We start from the raw sequence: 18,002 nt of genomic DNA, 5'->3' as shown, positions 1-18,002 counted from the left end.
GTTGTCCTTGGTCGACTATATAGGGTCTGGATCGTCGGGCCGGAAGTCCCCAGGCAGCACGCGCGCGAAGGTCAGAACGTCGACACCACGCGCACCGCCTTTCTTGAGCGCCCGGGTGACGGCCGAAACGGTGGCCCCGGTGGTGTAGACGTCGTCGACCAGAAGCACCCGCCGGCCGCGGATTTCGATCTCCGCCTCGGGCGGAACGACAAAGGCTGCCCGGACATTGTCTTCGCGCTCGCGCTGGCCGAGACCGATCTGCTGGCGCGTGCGCTTGACGCGGCGCACGGCGGTGGGCGCGAAAGGCAGGCTGGAAAGCGAGGCAACAGTGCGGGCAATCTCCGCCGACTGGTTGAACTGGCGCCAGAAGAAGCGGCGCCAATGCAGCGGAACCGGCACCACGACCTCGGCATCGGCGACCAGTTCGGTGCCGGCGCGCAGCATCCAACGCGCCATCCATGGCGCGAGATCGGTGCGGTCGTGGAACTTGAGGCCCTGGACCATGCGCCGGGCGACACCGGAATAAGCAACGGCGGCGCGGGCACGGGCGAAGGGCGGCGGATTGGCGATCGCCTCGGCGGAGAGGAAGCCGGCGCCGAAATCGTGGGCAAACGGCGTGCCCATCACCTCGCACCATGGCTTTTCAAGGAAGCGAAGCCGGGGCCAGCAGGCACCGCACAAGGCGCCTGGCTGCGTCACCTGTCGCCGGCAGCCGGCGCAAACCGGCGGGAACAACAAGCGCGCCGGCCAGGCGGCGACAGCGGAAGCGAGGCTCTTGATCTCCGGCATCGGATCGGCCACGACAGTTTTGGGTCGGGCGACCATAACAGAAACCCGGCAAGGAAGGACATCGCCCGTGCAACCGATCTTTGACGCCAGCCTCGTGATCGCCCACCGCCGGCGCGCAGTGGCGCAAGCCATTGCCGGCGCGGATTTCCTGATGGCGCGCGCCGCTGAAGACCTGGCCGACAGGCTGGCCGCGGTGGAGCGCAAGTTCGAACGGGGTGCCGCGATCTTCTCGGTCAGCCCGGCTGCGACAGCCGTGCTGGCAGCCAGCGGCAAGGTGGCCGAACTGGTCCGGGTCGAGGCCGACAAGAGCTTTCTCGGCGGCGGTCCGGGCATCGTCTCCGATCCCGAGACCATTGCGCTCGAGCCGGCAAGCATCGACCTCGCGGTATCGCTGCTGGCGCTGCAGGAGGCCAACGACATTCCCGGCCAGCTGATCCAGATCAGGCGTGCGCTGAAGCCGGACGGGCTGTTCCTGGGTGTGCTGGCGGGTGCGGGAACGCTTGCAGAATTGCGCGAAAGCCTGCTGGCGGCCGAAACCGAGCTGACCGGCGGGGCGAGCCCGCGTGTCATCCCCTTCACCGACGTGCGCGACGCCGGCGGGCTGCTGCAACGGGCGGGACTTGCCCTGCCCGTGGCCGACGTCGAGACGGTAACGGTGCGCTACGACACGATGTTCGGGCTGATGGCGGATTTGCGGGCAATGGGCGTAACGAGCGCGCTCGCCGACCGGTCGCGAAAACCGGCGACGCGGCGATTGTTCCAGCGCGCGGCCGAAATCTATGCCGAGCGCTTTTCCGATCCCGACGGGCGCGTGCGGGCGAGCTTTTCGTTCGTCTGGCTGTCGGGATGGGCGCCAGACCCGTCGCAGCAAAAGCCGCTCAAGCCGGGGTCGGCGCAGGTTTCGCTCGCCAGGGTGCTTGGCGATGAGGGCAAGAAATAGCCCGGTTCAGGCTATGCCTGTTCAATGCCTATTCAAGCCTTGCTGAATGTCCTTGTTGTTGTCGCCCCAAAGCAGCCTGAGCTGCTCTGCCATCTGCGAAAAGCCACCGGCCATCACCACTGCAATCAGAGCAGCAATGAGGCCATACTCGATCGCCGTGGCACCCCCCTCGTCCCTCAGAAATCGCTTTATCATCGGTCGCGTCCACCCGTGTCGTTGGGAAAACCATAGCGGCGACAGATTAAGAAAGGTTAATGGCATAGCCTTAACGTGCAGTGAAGCGCACGCGGCACATCCTCAGCACTGGCCGCTGCGGCGGCCGTTGTCGTGAATGACGCATACCGCCTGCGGTGTGTCCTGCAGGACGCTGCGGCGCAGCGTATAGCTGGCATTGCGGCCAACGGAGCCTGTCGCGGTGTAGTCGAGTCCGTCGAAGCGCGCCTGCCCGATCCAAGGGCGCGTGCGGCTGTCGAGATAGGGTGTGGCGATGAGCGCCAAGGCTACGGCCGCAAAGCCGAACAGCAATGCGACACGCAAGATGCCGGCGCTGGCCCTGGCGGCCGAGGACTGGCGTTCGGGGCGGATGAGATCCCACTCCTTGTCAGCCTGCATAGGCACGTCCCCCGCGAAAACCCATGTCGCCGCACATTGCACGCGACGGCCACTCAATTTTTCACGATTGGATAAACTTTGACTTAACGCTGACTGATACGCGTCAGAGCAGGTCGATCAGGAACGGTATCAGCGGCTCGTCGGCGGGCGGCATCGGGTAATCGCGCATCTGCTTGGGCCGGACCCATTTCAGCACCTGGCCTTCCCGCGGCTCAGGCGTGCCCCAGAAACGGCGGCAGACATAGAGCGGCATCAGCAGATGGAAGTCTTCGTAGGTGTGGCTGGCGAAGGTCAGCGGTGCGAGGCAGGCGATCTTGGTTTCGATGCCGATCTCCTCGCGCATCTCACGCACGATGGTTTCCTCCGGCGTCTCGCCCTGTTCGACCTTGCCGCCGGGAAATTCCCACAGGCCGGCAAGCTGCTTGCCCGCGGGCCGCTGGGCCAGAAGCACCCGGCCATCGGCATCGACGAGCGCGCAGGCGGCCACGAGCAGCAGGCGTTTTCCCTGTTGGGTCAAGTCAGGCCTCCGGCGGGCGGCGATAGTGATAGCGATAGACTTCCTTGAAGCCCATCTTCGAGTAGAGGCGGATGGCGCCGACATTGTCGGCTTCGACCTGCAGCCACGCCTGGCGCGCGCCCCTGAGGCGTGCCCATTTGAGCGCCGACAGGATCAGCCGGTGGCCGAAGCCCTTGCCGCGCTCGGCTTCGGTCGTGGCGATCTCGAACAGGCCGGCAAGGTCGGTGTCGTGGACGCAGATTGCAGCCGTCACCGGCTGCTCGTCCTGCTCGAGCACGAACAGGCCGGCTTCCGGCTGGATGGCGCCGATGATCTCGGACAGGCCGGGCCTCAGCGACGGGTCGAGGCCGTGAACGGCCATCGAGGCGCTGACGAAGCGTCCGATGTCCTTGAGCGGAATCTGGTCCATGGCGTTTTCGACGACACCGTCGTCGAGCGACAGGCGCATCACCATCGATTCGGAGAACACGCTCCAGCGCTCGCGGTCGAGATGGGCGGCGACCGCCGGCCCCGACAAGGGCGACATGCGGAAGGTGAGCGGCCGGCCATAGGCCTCGAAGCGGCGGCTGGCGCGGGCGATGCGGTCGGGAATGTTGCGGATGTCGGCCGGGTCGAGCGGGTTGACCGAGTTGAGCCGCTTGGCCGGATGCCCTGCCGTCAGCCGCACCAGCCAGGTGCCGTCATAATGCACCGCCGCCGCCGGCCAGGCGCGAAAGCCGGCCGCCTCATAGCGGCGGACGATTGCGAGTTCGTGCGACGGGCGGTTCTGGTTCACGCTGCTGTCAGCTCCGGTAGTCGCCGTTGATGGCAACATATTCCTTGGTCAGGTCGCAGGTCCATACCGTCGCCTTGCCGCGGCCAAGACCGATGTCGGCGCGGATGACGATGTTGTCACCCTTCATGTAGGCCGAGGTCGCCGCTTCCGAATAACCAGGGTCGCGCTCGCCATTGTGGGCAAGGCGATTGTCGCCGAACCAGATCGACAGGAGGTCGCGGTCGGCCGGCTCGCCAGCCTTGCCGACGGCCATGACGACGCGGCCCCAATTGGCGTCCTCGCCGGCTACGGCGGTCTTGACCAGCGGTGAATTGGCGATGGAGAGCGCGATGCGCTTGGCCGAACGCGCCGACTTGGCGCCGGTGACGGTGACTTCGACCTGCTTGCGCGCGCCTTCGCCGTCGCGCACGACCTGAAGCGCAAGCGTCTTGAGCATCTTGTTGAGCGCACGGCGGAAGGCGCCGAGGCGCGCATCCTTGGGATCGGAAATCTTCGGCGCGCCGCGCTTGGCCGCGGCCCCGGTGGCAAACAGCATCAGCGTGTCGGACGTCGAGGTGTCGCTGTCGACGGTCACCGCATTGAAGGTCTTGGCGGTGCCGCGCGACAGCATGTCCTGCAGCACGTCAGCGGCAATCGGCGCGTCGGTGGCGACGAAGGACAGCATCGTCGCCATGTCGGGCGCGATCATGCCTGCGCCCTTGGCGATGCCGTTGATGGTGACGTCGGTGTCGCCGAGCTTGACCGTCGCGGTCACCACCTTGGGATAGGTGTCGGTGGTCATGATCGCCTTGGCGGCCTCGATCCACTGGTCGGACCTGGCGTCCTTGACCATGCCGGAAAGCAAATGGCTGAACTTGCCGGCGTCGAGCGGCTCGCCGATGACACCGGTGGAGGCGAGGAAGACGTCGCCAGGCGTGCAGCCGGCGGCCTTGGCAGCGGCCTGGCCGGTCAGCGTGGTGGTCTCGCGGCCCTTCTTGCCGGTAAACGCATTGGCGTTGCCGGAATTGACGACCAGAATACGCGCCTTGCCGCCCGAAAGGTTCTGGCGGCAGAAATCGACCGGTGCCGAGGGGCACTTGGAACGGGTGAAGACGCCTGCCGCCGCCGTGCCTTCGTCAAACACCATGGCCACCACGTCGGTGCGACCCTTGTACTTGATGCCCGCTTCGGCAGTGGCAATGCGGACGCCATCGATGGCGGGCATCTTGGGATATTTTTTCGGTGCAAGCGGGGAAACGGCAGTCGACATCAGGGAACCTCTGCGGGCTCGGGAAACGGTGAGGGTTGGCACCGTTTGCCCGATAGCGCGAGGCTTCGCAAGGCGTTTCACCTCACGAAGGCGTGGTCCAGCCTCAATGCACCGCCGGATTGAGGAAGCCGCGGAACAGCCGCTGGACGGCGGGGATCAGCCCCCAGATCATCGTCGCCACCATCAGCGGCGCAATCAGCAGGGTGCGCTGCCAGATCGTCCAGCCATCGGTCAGCGGCATGACGACGTAAAGAAGGACCGTGATCAGCGGATAGACACCGATCAGGACCATCAGGGCGAAGCGCGGGCGGGAAAAGCGGGTTTGGGAGGCAGTCATTTCCAATCTCCATCGGAACGAAACGTTTCGTTATATAAAACGGGCCGTTTCGTTTCGTCAAGAGCTGGTGTATGGATTTGTCGACGAACCGGAGAACGAGATGAGCACTGAGCAAGACGCGGCGCGGAAATCGATCGGCGCACGGCGCAGCCCCGAAAGCGCCGACGCGATTCTGGAAGCGGCCGAGGCGGTGCTGATCGAAAACGGCTATGCGGGATTCTCGATCGAGGCCGTGGCGCGCCGTGCCCGCGCCGGCAAGCCGACGATCTATCGCTGGTGGCCGAACAAGGCATCGCTGCTGCTTGAGGTCTACCAGCGCCAGAAGCGCGACATCGACTATCCCGACACCGGCAGCATCGAGGAAGACCTGTTCGGCTTTGCCAGGAGCCTGTTCGTCCACTGGCGCGAGACGCCATCTGGCGGCATCTTCCGCTCTCTGCTGGCCGAGGCCCAGTCGGATGCTTCAGCAGCCGAAGCGCTGGCCGAATATGCCGCCGGGCGCAGGGCCAACACCGGCAAGATCGTCGCCCGGGCCAAGGCGCGAGGCGAGGTCGCAGCACATGTCGACCCCGAACAGGTCGCCGACATGGTCGCTTCCTACGCCTGGGTGCACCTGCTGACTGGCCGGCTGGATGAGGACGACGCCACGTTGCGCCGGGCGATCCGCATGATCGTGAACGGCATCAAGGCCTGAGGCATCGCTGAAGCTTGAGGCATCGCTGAAGACTGGCTGCAACGCCGCCGGGCGATTCAGCTGCGCTGGAGCGCGACGTGCACGCCGAGACCGACAAGCACTGCACCGCCGGCGCGCCGCATAAGCCTTTGCGCCCGGCTCGAGCGCTGCAGGCGGCCGATCAGGAGGCCGGCCAGCACAACGCCGACAGTGTCGGCAACCGTGAACATGGTGTTGACCAGAATTCCGAAGATGAGGAACTGCAGCCAGACCGGGAAAGTCGCGGATGCGTCGATGAACTGCGGCAGGAAGGCCATGAAGAAGATGGCCGTCTTGGGGTTGAGCACCTCGACGGCAACGCTCTCGACGAAGGCACGACGGCCGGACTTCTGTCCCATGCCGGAGGGGTCGAAATCGCCCTGTTTGCGGCCGCGGAACATCGAAATGCCCAGCCAGACGAGATAGGCGGCGCCCGCAAGCTTGACCGCCATGTAGAGCCACGGAACCGCGTGGAACAGGAATGACAGCCCGGCTGCAGCCGCAACGACATGCACATAGCCACCAATGTGGATGCCCAATGCAGCCATGAAACCGGAACGGCGCCCGCGCGCCATCGTCTGGGCCGCAGCGTAGAGCATGGCCGGACCGGGGATGAAGGCGAAGATTGCCGCCGTGGCAAGGAACGCGAGGATCAGGTCGGCAGACGGCATGCGATGCTCCTGGAAACGGGGTGCTCCGCTCAACCCCCATGAGAAGTCCCAATTTGGCGACCATCGGACCCAACGTCATTCAGCCACCGGCGAGGTGAGAACGCGCCAGATGGTCAAACTGCGAGCGTCGCAAACAAAAAAGGGCGGCGCCGACTGACGCCGCCCTTCTGAAATCGAGTTGAAAAGGCCTACTTCGATGCGTCGATGGCGTCGATGGCCTTCTTGAGCTCGGGGTCGGTGACTTCGACCTTGCCGGCGGCGCGGATCTGCTTGACCAGGTCGATGTACTTCTCGCGGATGACGAGCGACTTGACCTCTTCCTTGACCGCGTCGAAGGCCGGCGGCTGCTGCGAGCGCTTGTCCTCTACCTTGATGATGTGCCAGCCGAACTGCGTCTGCACCGGCTCTTTCGAGTAGGCGCCGACCTCGAGCGCGAGAGCCGCCTTCTCGAATTCCGGCACCATCTGGCCGGGGCCGAAGAAGCCGAGGTCGCCGCCCGAGGTCTTGCCGCTCGGATCGGTGGTGTTTTCGTTGGCGAGCTTCTGGAAATCCTCACCGCCATCCAGCTTCTTGATCAGGGCGTCGGCCTCTTCCTTGGTCTTGACCAGGATGTGGCGGGCATGAACCTCGTTGACCGGCTTCTGTGCCGCGATTTCCTTGTCGTAGCGGGCACGGATCTCGTCGTCGGTGACCTTGCCCGCGACTTCCTTTTCGACCAGTTCGCCATGCAGCGCGCGCTGGTCGAGGAAGGCCATGCGGCGCTGGAAGTCGGCGTCCTTGTCGAGACCCTTTTCCACGGCCTGGGCCGCCATCAGCCTGATTTCGATGATCGACGACAGCGCCGCGGCACGGCGCTGCTCCGGCGGCAGGCGGCCAAATTGGGCGCCGAGGTCGCTTTCGGCCAGCGAGATGTCGGCTTCAGTGACGTCCTGGCCATTGACCGTGGCAACGATCGTGTTGGGATCTACCGGTGCCGCTGCGGGAGCCGCTGGCTGGGCTGCTGGCGCAGCAGCTTCCTGGGCGGCGAGAGGCAGCGACGACAGCGCCACGAGCCCGGCTGCAAGCCCGACGCGGGCAAGCGAGGCGCTACGGAACGAAAAAGACATCTAAACTCTCCGATGGGGGATGACGCACTTCCAAATCAACCTGAATGTGGCGGAATTTGGCGTCTTCGGCAGGCTCTCTGCAACGTTGACATAAGTTGTGCCCCCTCTTATCTGTCCAACGTCTTCGCGTCCAGAACCGTTTTCCGGGCGCTTTTCGCGTTGAACCTGCCACCGCCTTGTCCCCGGCAGGTTCGGCCGGCGGACAGTCGGCTTCATTCGAATTGAAAGGGCCACTTGATGGTCAGTCTCGGCGGTCTCGCCCGTAAGATTTTCGGTTCCTCCAACGATCGTCGCGTCAAATCGACCCGACCCCGGGTGGAAGCGATCAATGCACTGGAAAATGAACTGCAGGCGCTGACCGACGACCAGCTTCGGGCGCGAACCGAGCAGTTCCGTCAGGACCTTGCCAACGGGGCAACCCTCGACGACCTGCTGATCCCGGCGTTTGCCACGGTTCGCGAAGGCGCAAAGCGCGCGCTTGGCATGCGTCCGTTCGACGTCCAGATGATCGGCGGCATGGTGCTGCACGGCCGCGGCATCGCCGAGATGCGCACCGGCGAAGGCAAGACCCTCGTCGCCACCCTGCCCGTCTATCTCAACGCCCTGACCGGCAAGGGCGTGCATGTCGTTACCGTCAACGACTATCTCGCCAGCCGCGACGCCGAATGGATGGGCCGGCTCTACAAGTTCCTCGGCCTTTCGGTCGGCATCATCGTGCACGGACTGTCGGACGAAGAGCGCCGCGCGGCCTATGCCTGCGACATCACCTACGCCACCAACAACGAACTCGGCTTCGACTATCTGCGCGACAACATGAAGTACGAGCGCGCCCAGATGGTGCAGCGCGGCCACTTCTTCGCCATCGTCGACGAGGTCGACTCGATCCTGGTCGACGAGGCCCGCACGCCGCTGATCATTTCCGGTCCGCTCGAGGACCGTTCGGAAATGTACAACACGGTCGACGCCTTCCTTCTCCATCTGGTTCCGTCCGACTACGAGGTCGACGAGAAGCAGAAGACCGCCATCTTCACCGAAGAAGGCACCGAGAAGATGGAGAACATGCTGCGCGAAGCGGGCCTGCTGAAGGGCGAGTCGCTCTACGACATCGAAAACGTCGCCCTGGTCCACCACGTCAACAATGCGCTCAAGGCGCACCGCCTGTTCCAGAAAGACAAGGACTACATCGTCAAGGACGACGAAATCGTCATCATCGACGAGTTCACCGGCCGCATGATGCCGGGCCGCCGCTTCTCCGAAGGCTTGCACCAGGCGCTGGAAGCCAAGGAACACGTGTCGATCCAGCCGGAAAACCAGACGCTGGCTTCCGTCACCTTCCAGAACTATTTCCGCATGTACGAAAAGCTCGCCGGCATGACCGGTACGGCGCTGACCGAAGCGGAAGAGTTCGGCAACATCTACAATCTCGACGTCACCGAGGTTCCGACCAACCTGCCCGTCAGCCGCATCGACGAGGACGACGAGGTCTACCGGACGGTCGAGGAGAAGTACAAGGCGATCGTCCGCGAGATCAAGGAAGCCAACGCCAAGGGCCAGCCGACGCTGGTCGGCACGACCTCGATCGAGAAATCCGAACAGCTGGCCGAGCGGCTGCGCAAGGACGGCTTCAAGGACTTCGAGGTCCTGAATGCCCGCCACCACGAGCGCGAGGCGGCGATCGTCGCCCAGGCCGGCAAGCCTGGCGCTATCACCATCGCCACCAACATGGCCGGCCGCGGCACCGACATCCAGCTCGGCGGCAACGCCGACATGCGCATTGCCGAGGAACTGGCCGACATGCCGGCAGGCCCCGAGCGCGACGCGAAGGAAAAGGCGATCCGCGAGGACGTTGCCCGCCTCAAGGAAAAGGCGCTCGCCGGCGGCGGCCTCTACGTGCTTGCCACCGAACGCCACGAAAGCCGCCGCATCGACAACCAGCTGCGCGGCCGCTCCGGCCGCCAGGGCGACCCGGGCCGTTCGAAGTTCTTCCTGTCGCTGCAGGACGATTTGATGCGCATCTTCGGTTCCGAGCGCATGGACGGCATGTTGCAGAAGCTCGGCCTCAAGGAAGACGAGGCGATCGTCCACCCCTGGATCAACAAGGCTCTGGAAAAGGCGCAGAAGAAGGTCGAGGCCCGCAACTTCGACATCCGCAAGAACCTGCTCAAATACGACGACGTGTCGAACGACCAGCGTAAGGTGGTGTTCGAGCAGCGCATCGAGCTGATGGACGCGACCAGCCTGACCGATACGGTCGCCGAAATGCGCCACGACGTGATCGAGGATCTGGTCGCCAAGCACATCCCCGAAAACGCCTATGCCGAGCAGTGGGATGTCACTGGCCTCAAGGAAGGCGTGATCCAGTCGCTCAACCTCGATCTCCCGATCGAGGAATGGGCCAAGGAAGAAGGCATCGCCGAGGAAGAGGTCCGCGAGCGCATCACCGCCGAAGCCGACAAGGCGGCCGCCGACCGCGCCGAGCGCTTCGGCCCCGAGGTGATGACCTATGTCGAACGCTCGGTGGTGCTGCAGACGATCGACCACCTGTGGCGCGAGCATCTGGTCAATCTCGACCACTTGCGCTCGGTCGTCGGCTTCCGCGGCTACGCCCAGCGCGACCCGCTCAACGAATACAAGGGCGAGGCCTTCGAGCTGTTCCAGGCGATGCTCGGCAACCTGCGCCAGGCGGTCACCGCACAGCTGATGCGGGTCGAACTGGTGCGCCAGGCAGCCGACGCGCCGCCACCGGAAGCGCCCGAGATGTTTGGCCACCACATCGACGGCACCACCGGCGAGGACGATTTCGGCGAAGGCTCGGTCGCAGTCCTGCAGGATTCGCGCGTCGTCGCGGCCGAAGACCGCGACCCCAACGATCCATCAACCTGGGGCAAGGTTTCGCGCAACGAGGCCTGCCCGTGCGGTTCGGGCAAGAAATACAAGCACTGCCACGGCACCTTCGCCTGACCGGCGACTGGGACAATCCAGCCTCGAACATTGAACGGCGGCCCATTGGGTCGCCGTTACAGTTTCCGAAGCCTTCAGCTCCTAAATGTGCCTGTAGCTGGCAATGTCGGCTTTGATGCCCAGCCGTGCGATCAACTCCTGCGGGTTGAAATTCGCTTGCGCGTGCATCGACTGCACCTTGGCCTTGGCCGATGCGATCGCAGCCTCGCTTTCCCACTCGACGATCGTGATGACATTGTGCTCTCCAGGCATCGATGGCTGCTCCAGAACCATGTCCTGCAGGAAGCCCGGCTGCACTCTCAGCAACTCGTGCGTCTGCCGAACCTTGTCGAGAAACTCGGCGCGCGCACCGTCTGGAACGGTGAACCTGTCGACCCTGTAGATACGTTGCGCCTTGCTGGCGTCCTGACCCATCTCGTCCTCCTCTCTTCGACTTGACAGAAAGGACTTGTGCAACCTCAACCATTATTGAGGTCAAGCGCCATTTTCAGATTTGCAGCTCGGTCTGGTTTTGCGGGCAAACAGCTTTTGAAGCATCGCAAGAAATGCTTGCACCGTGGTCGCGTGAAGATCTGCCAATGGCGCAGGAGACGCTGGCGAGACAACCGGTTACCGCCATCCCGAAAGGCGGAAGTGCTTCTTTGCCAACCGGCGGTGACCACATTGTGATTCCAAGCGACGGTCCGGTAGTTTGCTTTGCCCGACGGATTGGCTAGAATGGGATTCCTTAATGATATTCCGAAGAGAAATCTCATTGCCTTCCGATACCGGTTCGAATTCATCTAATTTCATTGCGTCTCCCTTTTTGCTCTTCTGGGTCGCGTTATCTGGACTTGTCGTGAGCCTGCTCGCCGCCGCAGTGATGTCGGCGGATATGGCTGCTGCTTTGCTCCGAGAGAACGGGCCGGTAGAGATGGCAAGTGCCGTCTTGCATTTCGTCGTCGCGATCGTTGCGGCAGGCATCTGGTTTCGTCGGGGCGGGCTGGCTGGGCTGATCGCGCTTGGCGCGCTGCTCCTCGGCGTTCGTGAGCTGGATTGGCATCACGCCTTCACGACATACGGCCTTTTCAATCTGCGCCAGTATCTCAGGCCGGAAGTGCCAATCGTGGAGAAACTCGCAAGTGCGGGGACCGTCCTCCTGATCGGCACGGTGGTGGTGGCGTTGCTGATAAGATCGCTGGATCACATCAAGCATCTGGTGACGCGCAGGCCGCCGGCTGCCTATGGCGCGATCGTGCTTGTCGCCTACCTGCCGGCGCTGAAGATCCTCGACGCCATCCCCCGCTGGTTCCGGGAGGCCGATAGCGCCTTGCCTGCAACGGCTCTGAAATACGCCCGCGCGCTCGAGGAAATCAACGAGATGTGGCTGCCGGTGCTGGTGCTGCTGTTCTTGCTGCAGCTGTATCTGCCGCCGCAGACCAGCCAACGCAACGCGGTCCCGAGCTACCAGGGCGCGCACCGCTGATCCAAGTCACTTGACGCCGCCAGGGGCAGGAGCTACGCGACAGGCCTGTCCACGGCGCCTGGAGCTCATGCCCGGCGCCAGTCCCACTCGCGGAGGAGCGGAGACGACCGTCCATGCTCGAACGGCGCGACACCTACGACACCCTCTACCGCGACTTCCGCTGGAACATCCCGCAGAAATTCAACATCGGCACCGCCGTGTCCGACCGCTGGGCTGCGGTCGATCCCGAGCGGACGGCGCTCCTCGACTACCATGTCGAGGGGGCGGCCAAAAAATTCTCCTTCGGCGAGCTGTCCCGCCGCTCCAACGCCTTTGCCCATGCGCTGCGCGCCCGCGGCGTGCGGCGAGGCGACCGGGTGGCGCTGCTGTTGCCACAGAGCTTCGAGACGGCCATCGCCCATGTCGCCATCTACAAGCTCGGCGCGATAGCGGTGCCGCTGGCGCTGTTGTTCGGCGTCGAGGCGCTCGAATACCGGCTGCAGACGGCGGGTGTGCGGGCCATCGTCACCAACGAGGCCGGTTTCGCCAAGGTCGGCCAGATCGCCGGCCGGTTGCCGCAGCTTGAAACCATCGTCGTTGTCGGCAGCGGCGGGCTGGACGACTTCCAGCGCCTTGTCGCTTCGCATGCGCCTGACTTTACCGCCGAGGATACCGGTCCCGACGATCCGGCGATGATGATCTTCACCTCGGGCACCACGGGGCCGCCCAAGGGCGCGCTGCATGGCCATCGCGTGCTGCTCGGGCACCTGCCCGGCATCCAGATGGCCCATGAGTTCCTGCCGCAGCCGGGCGACCTGATGTGGACGCCGGCAGACTGGGCCTGGGCCGGCGGGCTGCTCAACCTGCTGCTGCCGGGCCTCTATTTCGGCCTGCCGGTGGTATCGGCCCGCTTCGATAAGTTCGATCCCGAGGCAGCGCTTGTGCTGGTCGAGAAGATGGGGGTGCGCAATGCCTTCATCCCGCCGACGGCGCTACGCATGCTGAAGACCGTGCCCGACATCGGCAAGCGCTTCCGGCTCGGCCTGCGCAGCATCGGCTCGGCCGGCGAAGCCCTCGGCCGCGAGACCTACGACTGGGCGGCTGGCGAGCTCGGGCTCACGGTCAACGAGTTCTACGGCCAGACCGAATGCAACGCGGTGCTCGCCTCCTGCGCGGCCCTCGGTGTGAGCCGCGGCGGGGCCATCGGCAAGGCGGTGCCCGGCCACCAGGTCGCCATCATCGACGACAACGGCCGTCGCGTACCTGCCGGCGAGCCCGGCCAGATCGCCATCGCCAGGCCCAACCCTGTCATGTTCCTCGAATACTGGCAGAGTCCCGAAGCGACCGAGAAGAAATTCATCGGCGAGTGGATGACGACCGGCGACCAGGGCATCGAGGACCAGGACGGCTACGTCACCTTCTTCGGCCGCGACGACGACGTCATCACCTCCGCCGGCTTCCGCATCGGCCCGGGCGAGATCGAGGACTGCCTGACCGGCCATCCCGCCGTCGCGCTGGCCGCTGCCGTGGGCAAGCCCGACGCGCTGCGCACCGAGATCGTCAAGGCCTATGTCGTGCTCAAGGACGGCGTTGCGGGCAACGCGGCGCTGGCCGACGAGATCAAGCTCTGGGTGCGCGAGCGCCTGTCGGCGCACGAATATCCGCGCGAGGTCGAGTTCGTCGATTCGATGCCGCTGACCACCACCGGCAAGGTCATCCGCCGCATTTTCCGCGACCGGGCCAAGCGCGAGGCGAAAACGCTCTAGCGTTTTAGCAGGCTGCGCATGCGGTCGCGCAGCTTGACCGCAAGCTTGCGCGTCTGGCGATAGAGATGCAGCTGCGAGGCGGCCTGGCGGGTGACACGGTCGGCATCGGGCGTCAGTCCGACGACGATGGTGCCCATCGGCTTGCGTTCGCTCCACATCCGGCCGACCAGCGGGTGGTCGGGCACGGCGCAGGAATCGGTGACCATGACGTTGGGGTCTTCGAGATGCTGCGCGGTCACCGCCATCATCAGCAGCGCGCCCGGCGAATAGGCAGACAGGATCTCGTCGTAGGCGGTCTTCCAGGTATAGGCGACGCCCGCCTCGACGAAGACGACGAGGCTGGCAATGGTGCGGCCGTCGAGCGTCAGCGAGTGGATGCGGCACATGTCCTGTTCCGACATCCGGTGCACCGCCTCGCGGGCGAAGGCGGCACGATAGCGGTCGATCGCCATGGCGGTGCGCTGACGGCCTTTCCAGCCGGACGCCTCCAGCGTCAGGAACTGCTCGATGGCATGGCGCACATCGTCCTGGGTGCGCGCAACCTTGTGCTCGAGCACGCCTTGTTCGGCGAGCCGGCGCTCAAGCCGGCGGAACTCCTTGTAGTGGCGATTGCCGAGCGCGGCCTTGAGATAGTCGTCGCCGTCGCGCTCGCTTTCGAGGAAGGGGCGCTCGAACTGGCCGGTAATAGCCAGCGGCAAGCCGCGGCTTTCGGCCGTCGCACTCAGCATGCGGGCGACGGCGCCATCGAGGCGCATGTCGGGCAGCACGAAAACCCTCGGCAGCTTGAGATGCGGCCGCGCCAGCATGGCGAAGAAATCGGCGATCACGCCTTCGGGGTCGTCGCGGTCGAGCAGCGGCGTGCCGAGCGGGCCGAACGGGCTCGACCAGGTCCGCATCACCGGCACGCCGAGCGGCACCGCCGGCTTCTCGATCGAATAGGGCACGAGCAGGCGCAGCCGGCTGCGAAACTCGTTGCCGTCCCGGATGACGGCAAGCCGCACCTCGCGGTCCTCGAGCCTCGGCATGGCGGGCGCCAGGAAGCGCGGGTTGAAGAAGACGTTGGGCTCGATGGTACGGGCGCAGAGGTGGTCGAGCTCCTCGACCAGGTCGAAGCCGGCCGAAGCCGGATAGATGGCGAGCCGCCTGAGCGGCCGCTCGCTGGCGGTCAATTCAAGCTGGGCGAGGTCGGCAAGGTCGGTCGGAACGCCGGCAATGCCGGCGATCATCGAACCGGCCGGGCCGCCGCTGGTCTCTTCGAGAAGCGGGATGGCTACCATCAGGCTTTCTCCAATGTGCGTCGGACGGGGATGAATAGCACCATGACGATGCCGAGCTTGCGCCATACGGTGAACGACAGCGCGGTCGCCTCGAAGATCATCGCCGCCGAGGTGGCGATTGCCGCGCCCCACAGGCCGAGCGTAGGGATGAACACGACGTTGAGGCCGATGTTGAGGGCGAGTGTCGCGGCATAGACCATGGCGCAGACGTTCTGGTAGCCGCTCATGGTCAACACGCTTTCGCATGGGCCGACCGCCGATCGCGCCACTACCGCAGCCACGAGCAGGAACAGCAGCGGATAGCCCTCGTCGAAGCCGGGGCCGAACATGCCGAGCAGCGGCTTGCCGAGCACCAGCACGACAAGCCCCATCAGCAGCGACGGCCAGAACGTCCAGGACACTGTTTCGCGGGCGAAGCCGGCCAGCTTTTCCGGCTCGCCATGGGCGATATGGGCATAGCGCTGGGCAACGCCCGCCTTGACCGAGAAATAGACGAAGTGGACCAGCGCCAGCGTCTTCACAGTCGCGAAGTAAACCGCGACATGGTCCGGTTCCATGTAGAAGCCGACCATCAGCACGTCGGCATTGGTGAGCAGGAAAAAGAAGCTCTCGACCAGGAAGATCGGCAGCGAGATCTTGAACCAGTAGCCGAGCAGGATAGTGCGCGGCCCGGCGGGAATGCGCTTGTCGGTCCGCGAGGTGACGCGGACGAGTTGGGCGATCGTGGTGACGTAGGTGGCGGCGATCGCGGCGCTGACGGCAGTCTCGGCGGTCGGCGCAAGGCCCGACACCACGGCCGCCGCCATGAACAACAGGATCAGCAGCGGCCGCACGATGTAGGTCGGCACAAGCGCCTGGAACGCCCAGGCGTTGGCGCGCGCCAGCCCTTGCAGCACGTCCGACAGCGCCAGCATCGGCAGGCAGAACATGCCGAGGAAGAACGGTACGACGTAGTAGCTCTCGATCTTGTCCGAGAGCAGCCAGACGCTGGCCATGGCCAAGGCGGTGATGACGGTCGAGGCGACGAGCACGAACAGCCGGCTCGCCACAAGCACGCCGCGCAGTTCGGCGAGCATGCCCTTTTCGCGGTATTCGGGGATGAAGCGGATGACGGAGGTGTGGAAACCGAAGCAGGACAGGGAACCTGCGATGATCATCGACACCCAGACGAGCACGAAGATGCCGTATTCGAAACCGCCCATCCAGCGGGCCAGCAGCACCTGGCTGACGAAGGCGATGGCGGCGCTGACAATGCGCACGGCAAAGGCGATCAGCGACATGCGGCCGGCTTCGCCGCGCTCGTCGGCGCTGAAAAGAACGGCGTCGACGCGACGCAGCAGCGGCGCGATGCGCGAGGCGATCTGCCCCGGCAGCCACCGTTCGGCCGTCATCGCTGCGGAAAAACGCAACTCAACACACTCCATCTTCCGCGAATTTCGCTGACAGGATGTACTGGACAGCGATTAAGAAACGGTTGGGCGGCAACGTTGTGGCCAGGAGATGCCGGGCATGATCTCGCAAGATGAGCGCAAGTCGATGTTGCGGGCCCATTCGATCGGCCCGACAATGATCCGTTATCTCGAAGAGATCGGCATCGAGCGGCTGGCCGATCTTCGCGGCGCCGATGCCGCCGAGATCGCGCTCCGCATCGACATTGCGCTCGGCCGCAAGCACATCAACAGCCTGGGCGTGGCGGCCCTTCGAAATCTGATCGAGCTTGCCGAGCGCGAGACGGGGTGAGCGGGTGCGCTTGCGCCACGGCGTAGTCGGGCCCTCGCAAGCCAGGCTCTCTTCCACGGTTTAGGGATAACGTCGCGCACGACGATACAAACACTTGGCTCGTGCCGCCGATCACGCTACCGCGCCTCCGGAGTTCGGATCAATCCCCCTGTTGACCGCCCTGCCATGCCCCCATGATCATGCGACGGAAGTGTTCGGCAGCGGGTGAAAGCGTGGCGGCGCGCCGGCGGACGATGCCAATCGTCCGCGAAATCAACGGGTTGCCCAGCGGCCTCGTGATGATGATGGGATGATCGGGTCCGGGTGTCGCCGTGCGCGGAAGCACGGAAATCCCGAGGCCTGCCTCCACCAGGCCGAGCGAGGTCGACAGGTGCGTCACCTCGTAGGACCACCGCAGTTCGATGTTCGACCGCGCAAGCGTCGCGTCGAGCATGGTGCGGTTGCCGCTGGAGCGGTGCACGGTGATCAGCGGGTACGGCGCCAGATCCATCCAGCCGACCTCCTGCCGCATCGCCAGGGGATGATCGCGCCGCGCCGCCAGCACGAACGGATCTTCGGCGATGCGATCGAAGATGAGCTCCGGATCGGAGGTACCGATGAAGTTGATCCCGAATTCCACTTCGCCGCGCGAGACGGCCTGCAGCCCTTCCGTCGCCGTCAGGTCGAGAATGCGGAAGCGGATGTCCGGATATTCCTGGTTGAACTGCTTGATCACCGTCGGCAGGAAATAGAAGGCGGCAGTCGGCAGGCAAGCGATCGTCACCAGCTCGCTTCGCCGCACGCCCCGACCGCGGGCCGCAAAGAGGGAGCTGTCGAACTCCTCCAGCATGCGCTGCACCAGCGGCACAAGTTCGAGGCCGAGCGCGGTGGGCGAAACATGCCGGGTGGTGCGCTCGAGAAGCGGCGCACCTATCGATGCCTCCAGCTTCTGGATGCGGCGGCTGAGCGCCGGCTGCGACAGGTTCAGGGCATCGGCCGCCCGGTGAAAGCTTTCAAGCTCGACGACGCCGAGAAAAGCCCTGAGATCGAGGATTTCACAATTGATGCTCATGACGCATCACTGCTCCAAAATTTTGCACTTAACTTAATAATCCAGTTGGCGCATA

General features: G+C 64.7%; 19 protein-coding genes. 6 read left to right on the top strand and 13 right to left on the bottom strand.

Features of this window, described 5'->3' with window-relative positions:
• Positions 1-15: 15 nt before the first annotated feature.
• On the bottom strand, positions 16-801 hold the full coding sequence (locus O1Y97_RS08275) for a ComF family protein (RefSeq protein ID WP_318764171.1): 786 nt from the start codon (positions 799-801) through the stop codon (positions 16-18).
• Positions 802-856: 55 nt separating this feature from the next.
• On the opposite strand from O1Y97_RS08275, the gene O1Y97_RS08270 reads away from it, so the two are divergent.
• A complete protein-coding gene (locus O1Y97_RS08270) occupies positions 857-1,729 on the top strand; it encodes a methyltransferase domain-containing protein (RefSeq protein ID WP_318763699.1) in 873 nt (290 codons plus the stop codon).
• 21 nt (positions 1,730-1,750) lie between these two features.
• On the opposite strand, the gene O1Y97_RS08265 is transcribed toward O1Y97_RS08270, so the two are convergent.
• The 6 genes from O1Y97_RS08265 to O1Y97_RS08240 all read right to left on the bottom strand — a co-directional run bounded on the left by O1Y97_RS08265 (position 1,751) and on the right by O1Y97_RS08240 (position 5,219).
• Positions 1,751-1,924: a Flp family type IVb pilin gene (locus O1Y97_RS08265; protein WP_108606905.1), complete on the bottom strand. Its 174-nt coding sequence runs from the start codon at positions 1,922-1,924 to the stop codon at positions 1,751-1,753.
• 102 nt (positions 1,925-2,026) lie between these two features.
• The gene (locus O1Y97_RS08260; RefSeq protein WP_108606904.1) at positions 2,027-2,341 is read right to left on the bottom strand and encodes a hypothetical protein; all 315 of its coding nucleotides are present in this window, start codon (positions 2,339-2,341) and stop codon (positions 2,027-2,029) included.
• A 103-nt stretch (positions 2,342-2,444) separates the two neighbouring features.
• Complete coding sequence (locus O1Y97_RS08255; RefSeq protein WP_183262427.1) at positions 2,445-2,858, bottom strand: (deoxy)nucleoside triphosphate pyrophosphohydrolase; 414 nt, start codon at positions 2,856-2,858, stop codon at positions 2,445-2,447.
• Between the two features lies 1 nt (position 2,859).
• Entirely contained in the window at positions 2,860-3,633 is a 774-nt protein-coding gene (locus O1Y97_RS08250; RefSeq protein WP_108606902.1) for a GNAT family N-acetyltransferase, read from the bottom strand.
• Positions 3,634-3,640: 7 nt separating this feature from the next.
• Positions 3,641-4,882, bottom strand: coding sequence for a bifunctional glutamate N-acetyltransferase/amino-acid acetyltransferase ArgJ (argJ, locus tag O1Y97_RS08245; protein WP_183262428.1), 1,242 nt, complete (start codon positions 4,880-4,882; stop codon positions 3,641-3,643).
• A 103-nt stretch (positions 4,883-4,985) separates the two neighbouring features.
• Positions 4,986-5,219, bottom strand: coding sequence for a hypothetical protein (locus O1Y97_RS08240; protein WP_108606900.1), 234 nt, complete (start codon positions 5,217-5,219; stop codon positions 4,986-4,988).
• Between the two features lie 100 nt (positions 5,220-5,319).
• Between O1Y97_RS08240 and O1Y97_RS08235 the strand changes: the two genes are divergently transcribed.
• Positions 5,320-5,913 carry a TetR/AcrR family transcriptional regulator gene (locus O1Y97_RS08235; RefSeq protein ID WP_108609719.1) on the top strand — a complete coding sequence of 198 codons (594 nt, stop codon included), beginning with the start codon at positions 5,320-5,322 and terminating at the stop codon, positions 5,911-5,913.
• A gap of 56 nt (positions 5,914-5,969) precedes the next feature.
• Here O1Y97_RS08235 and O1Y97_RS08230 read toward each other — a convergent pair whose 3' ends face one another.
• Positions 5,970-6,602 (bottom strand): LysE family translocator, encoded by a 633-nt coding sequence (locus O1Y97_RS08230; RefSeq protein ID WP_318763698.1) that lies wholly within the window; start codon positions 6,600-6,602, stop codon positions 5,970-5,972.
• A 188-nt stretch (positions 6,603-6,790) separates the two neighbouring features.
• Positions 6,791-7,708 (bottom strand): peptidylprolyl isomerase, encoded by a 918-nt coding sequence (locus O1Y97_RS08225; protein ID WP_108606899.1) that lies wholly within the window; start codon positions 7,706-7,708, stop codon positions 6,791-6,793.
• Positions 7,709-7,945: 237 nt separating this feature from the next.
• Here O1Y97_RS08225 and secA point away from each other — a divergent pair, with 237 nt between their 5' ends.
• Positions 7,946-10,669 (top strand): preprotein translocase subunit SecA, encoded by a 2,724-nt coding sequence (gene secA, locus O1Y97_RS08220; RefSeq protein ID WP_108606898.1) that lies wholly within the window; start codon positions 7,946-7,948, stop codon positions 10,667-10,669.
• An 81-nt stretch (positions 10,670-10,750) separates the two neighbouring features.
• Here the strand turns inward: secA and O1Y97_RS08215 are convergent, their stop codons facing one another.
• Entirely contained in the window at positions 10,751-11,083 is a 333-nt protein-coding gene (locus tag O1Y97_RS08215; protein ID WP_183262430.1) for an antibiotic biosynthesis monooxygenase family protein, read from the bottom strand.
• Between the two features lie 424 nt (positions 11,084-11,507).
• Between O1Y97_RS08215 and O1Y97_RS08210 the strand changes: the two genes are divergently transcribed.
• Together O1Y97_RS08210 and O1Y97_RS08205 are read left to right on the top strand one after the other, a co-directional pair.
• A complete protein-coding gene (locus O1Y97_RS08210) occupies positions 11,508-12,134 on the top strand; it encodes a hypothetical protein (RefSeq protein ID WP_183262431.1) in 627 nt (208 codons plus the stop codon).
• 113 nt (positions 12,135-12,247) lie between these two features.
• A complete protein-coding gene (locus O1Y97_RS08205; RefSeq protein WP_318763697.1) occupies positions 12,248-13,879 on the top strand; it encodes an AMP-binding protein in 1,632 nt (543 codons plus the stop codon).
• Here O1Y97_RS08205 and O1Y97_RS08200 read toward each other — a convergent pair.
• The gene (locus O1Y97_RS08200; protein WP_318763696.1) at positions 13,876-15,156 is read right to left on the bottom strand and encodes a GNAT family N-acetyltransferase; all 1,281 of its coding nucleotides are present in this window, start codon (positions 15,154-15,156) and stop codon (positions 13,876-13,878) included. The two genes, O1Y97_RS08205 and O1Y97_RS08200, sit on opposite strands and share 4 nt — an antisense overlap.
• Positions 15,156-16,565: a lipopolysaccharide biosynthesis protein gene (locus O1Y97_RS08195; protein WP_318763695.1), complete on the bottom strand. Its 1,410-nt coding sequence runs from the start codon at positions 16,563-16,565 to the stop codon at positions 15,156-15,158. The genes O1Y97_RS08200 and O1Y97_RS08195 overlap by 1 nt, the downstream gene beginning before the upstream one ends.
• 100 nt (positions 16,566-16,665) lie before the next feature.
• Here O1Y97_RS08195 and O1Y97_RS08190 point away from each other — a divergent pair, with 100 nt between their 5' ends.
• Positions 16,666-16,896, top strand: a complete 231-nt coding sequence (locus O1Y97_RS08190) for a hypothetical protein (protein WP_318763694.1) — start codon at positions 16,666-16,668, stop codon at positions 16,894-16,896.
• Positions 16,897-17,035: 139 nt separating this feature from the next.
• Here O1Y97_RS08190 and O1Y97_RS08185 read toward each other — a convergent pair whose 3' ends face one another.
• A complete protein-coding gene (locus O1Y97_RS08185; RefSeq protein ID WP_318763693.1) occupies positions 17,036-17,947 on the bottom strand; it encodes a LysR family transcriptional regulator in 912 nt (303 codons plus the stop codon).
• Positions 17,948-18,002: the final 55 nt, after the last annotated feature.

Origin of the sequence: Aminobacter niigataensis, from assembly GCF_946995915.1 — a bacterium.
Lineage (GTDB): Bacteria > Pseudomonadota > Alphaproteobacteria > Rhizobiales > Rhizobiaceae > Aminobacter > Aminobacter niigataensis.
This window is presented reverse-complemented; position numbering and strand designations above follow the sequence as displayed.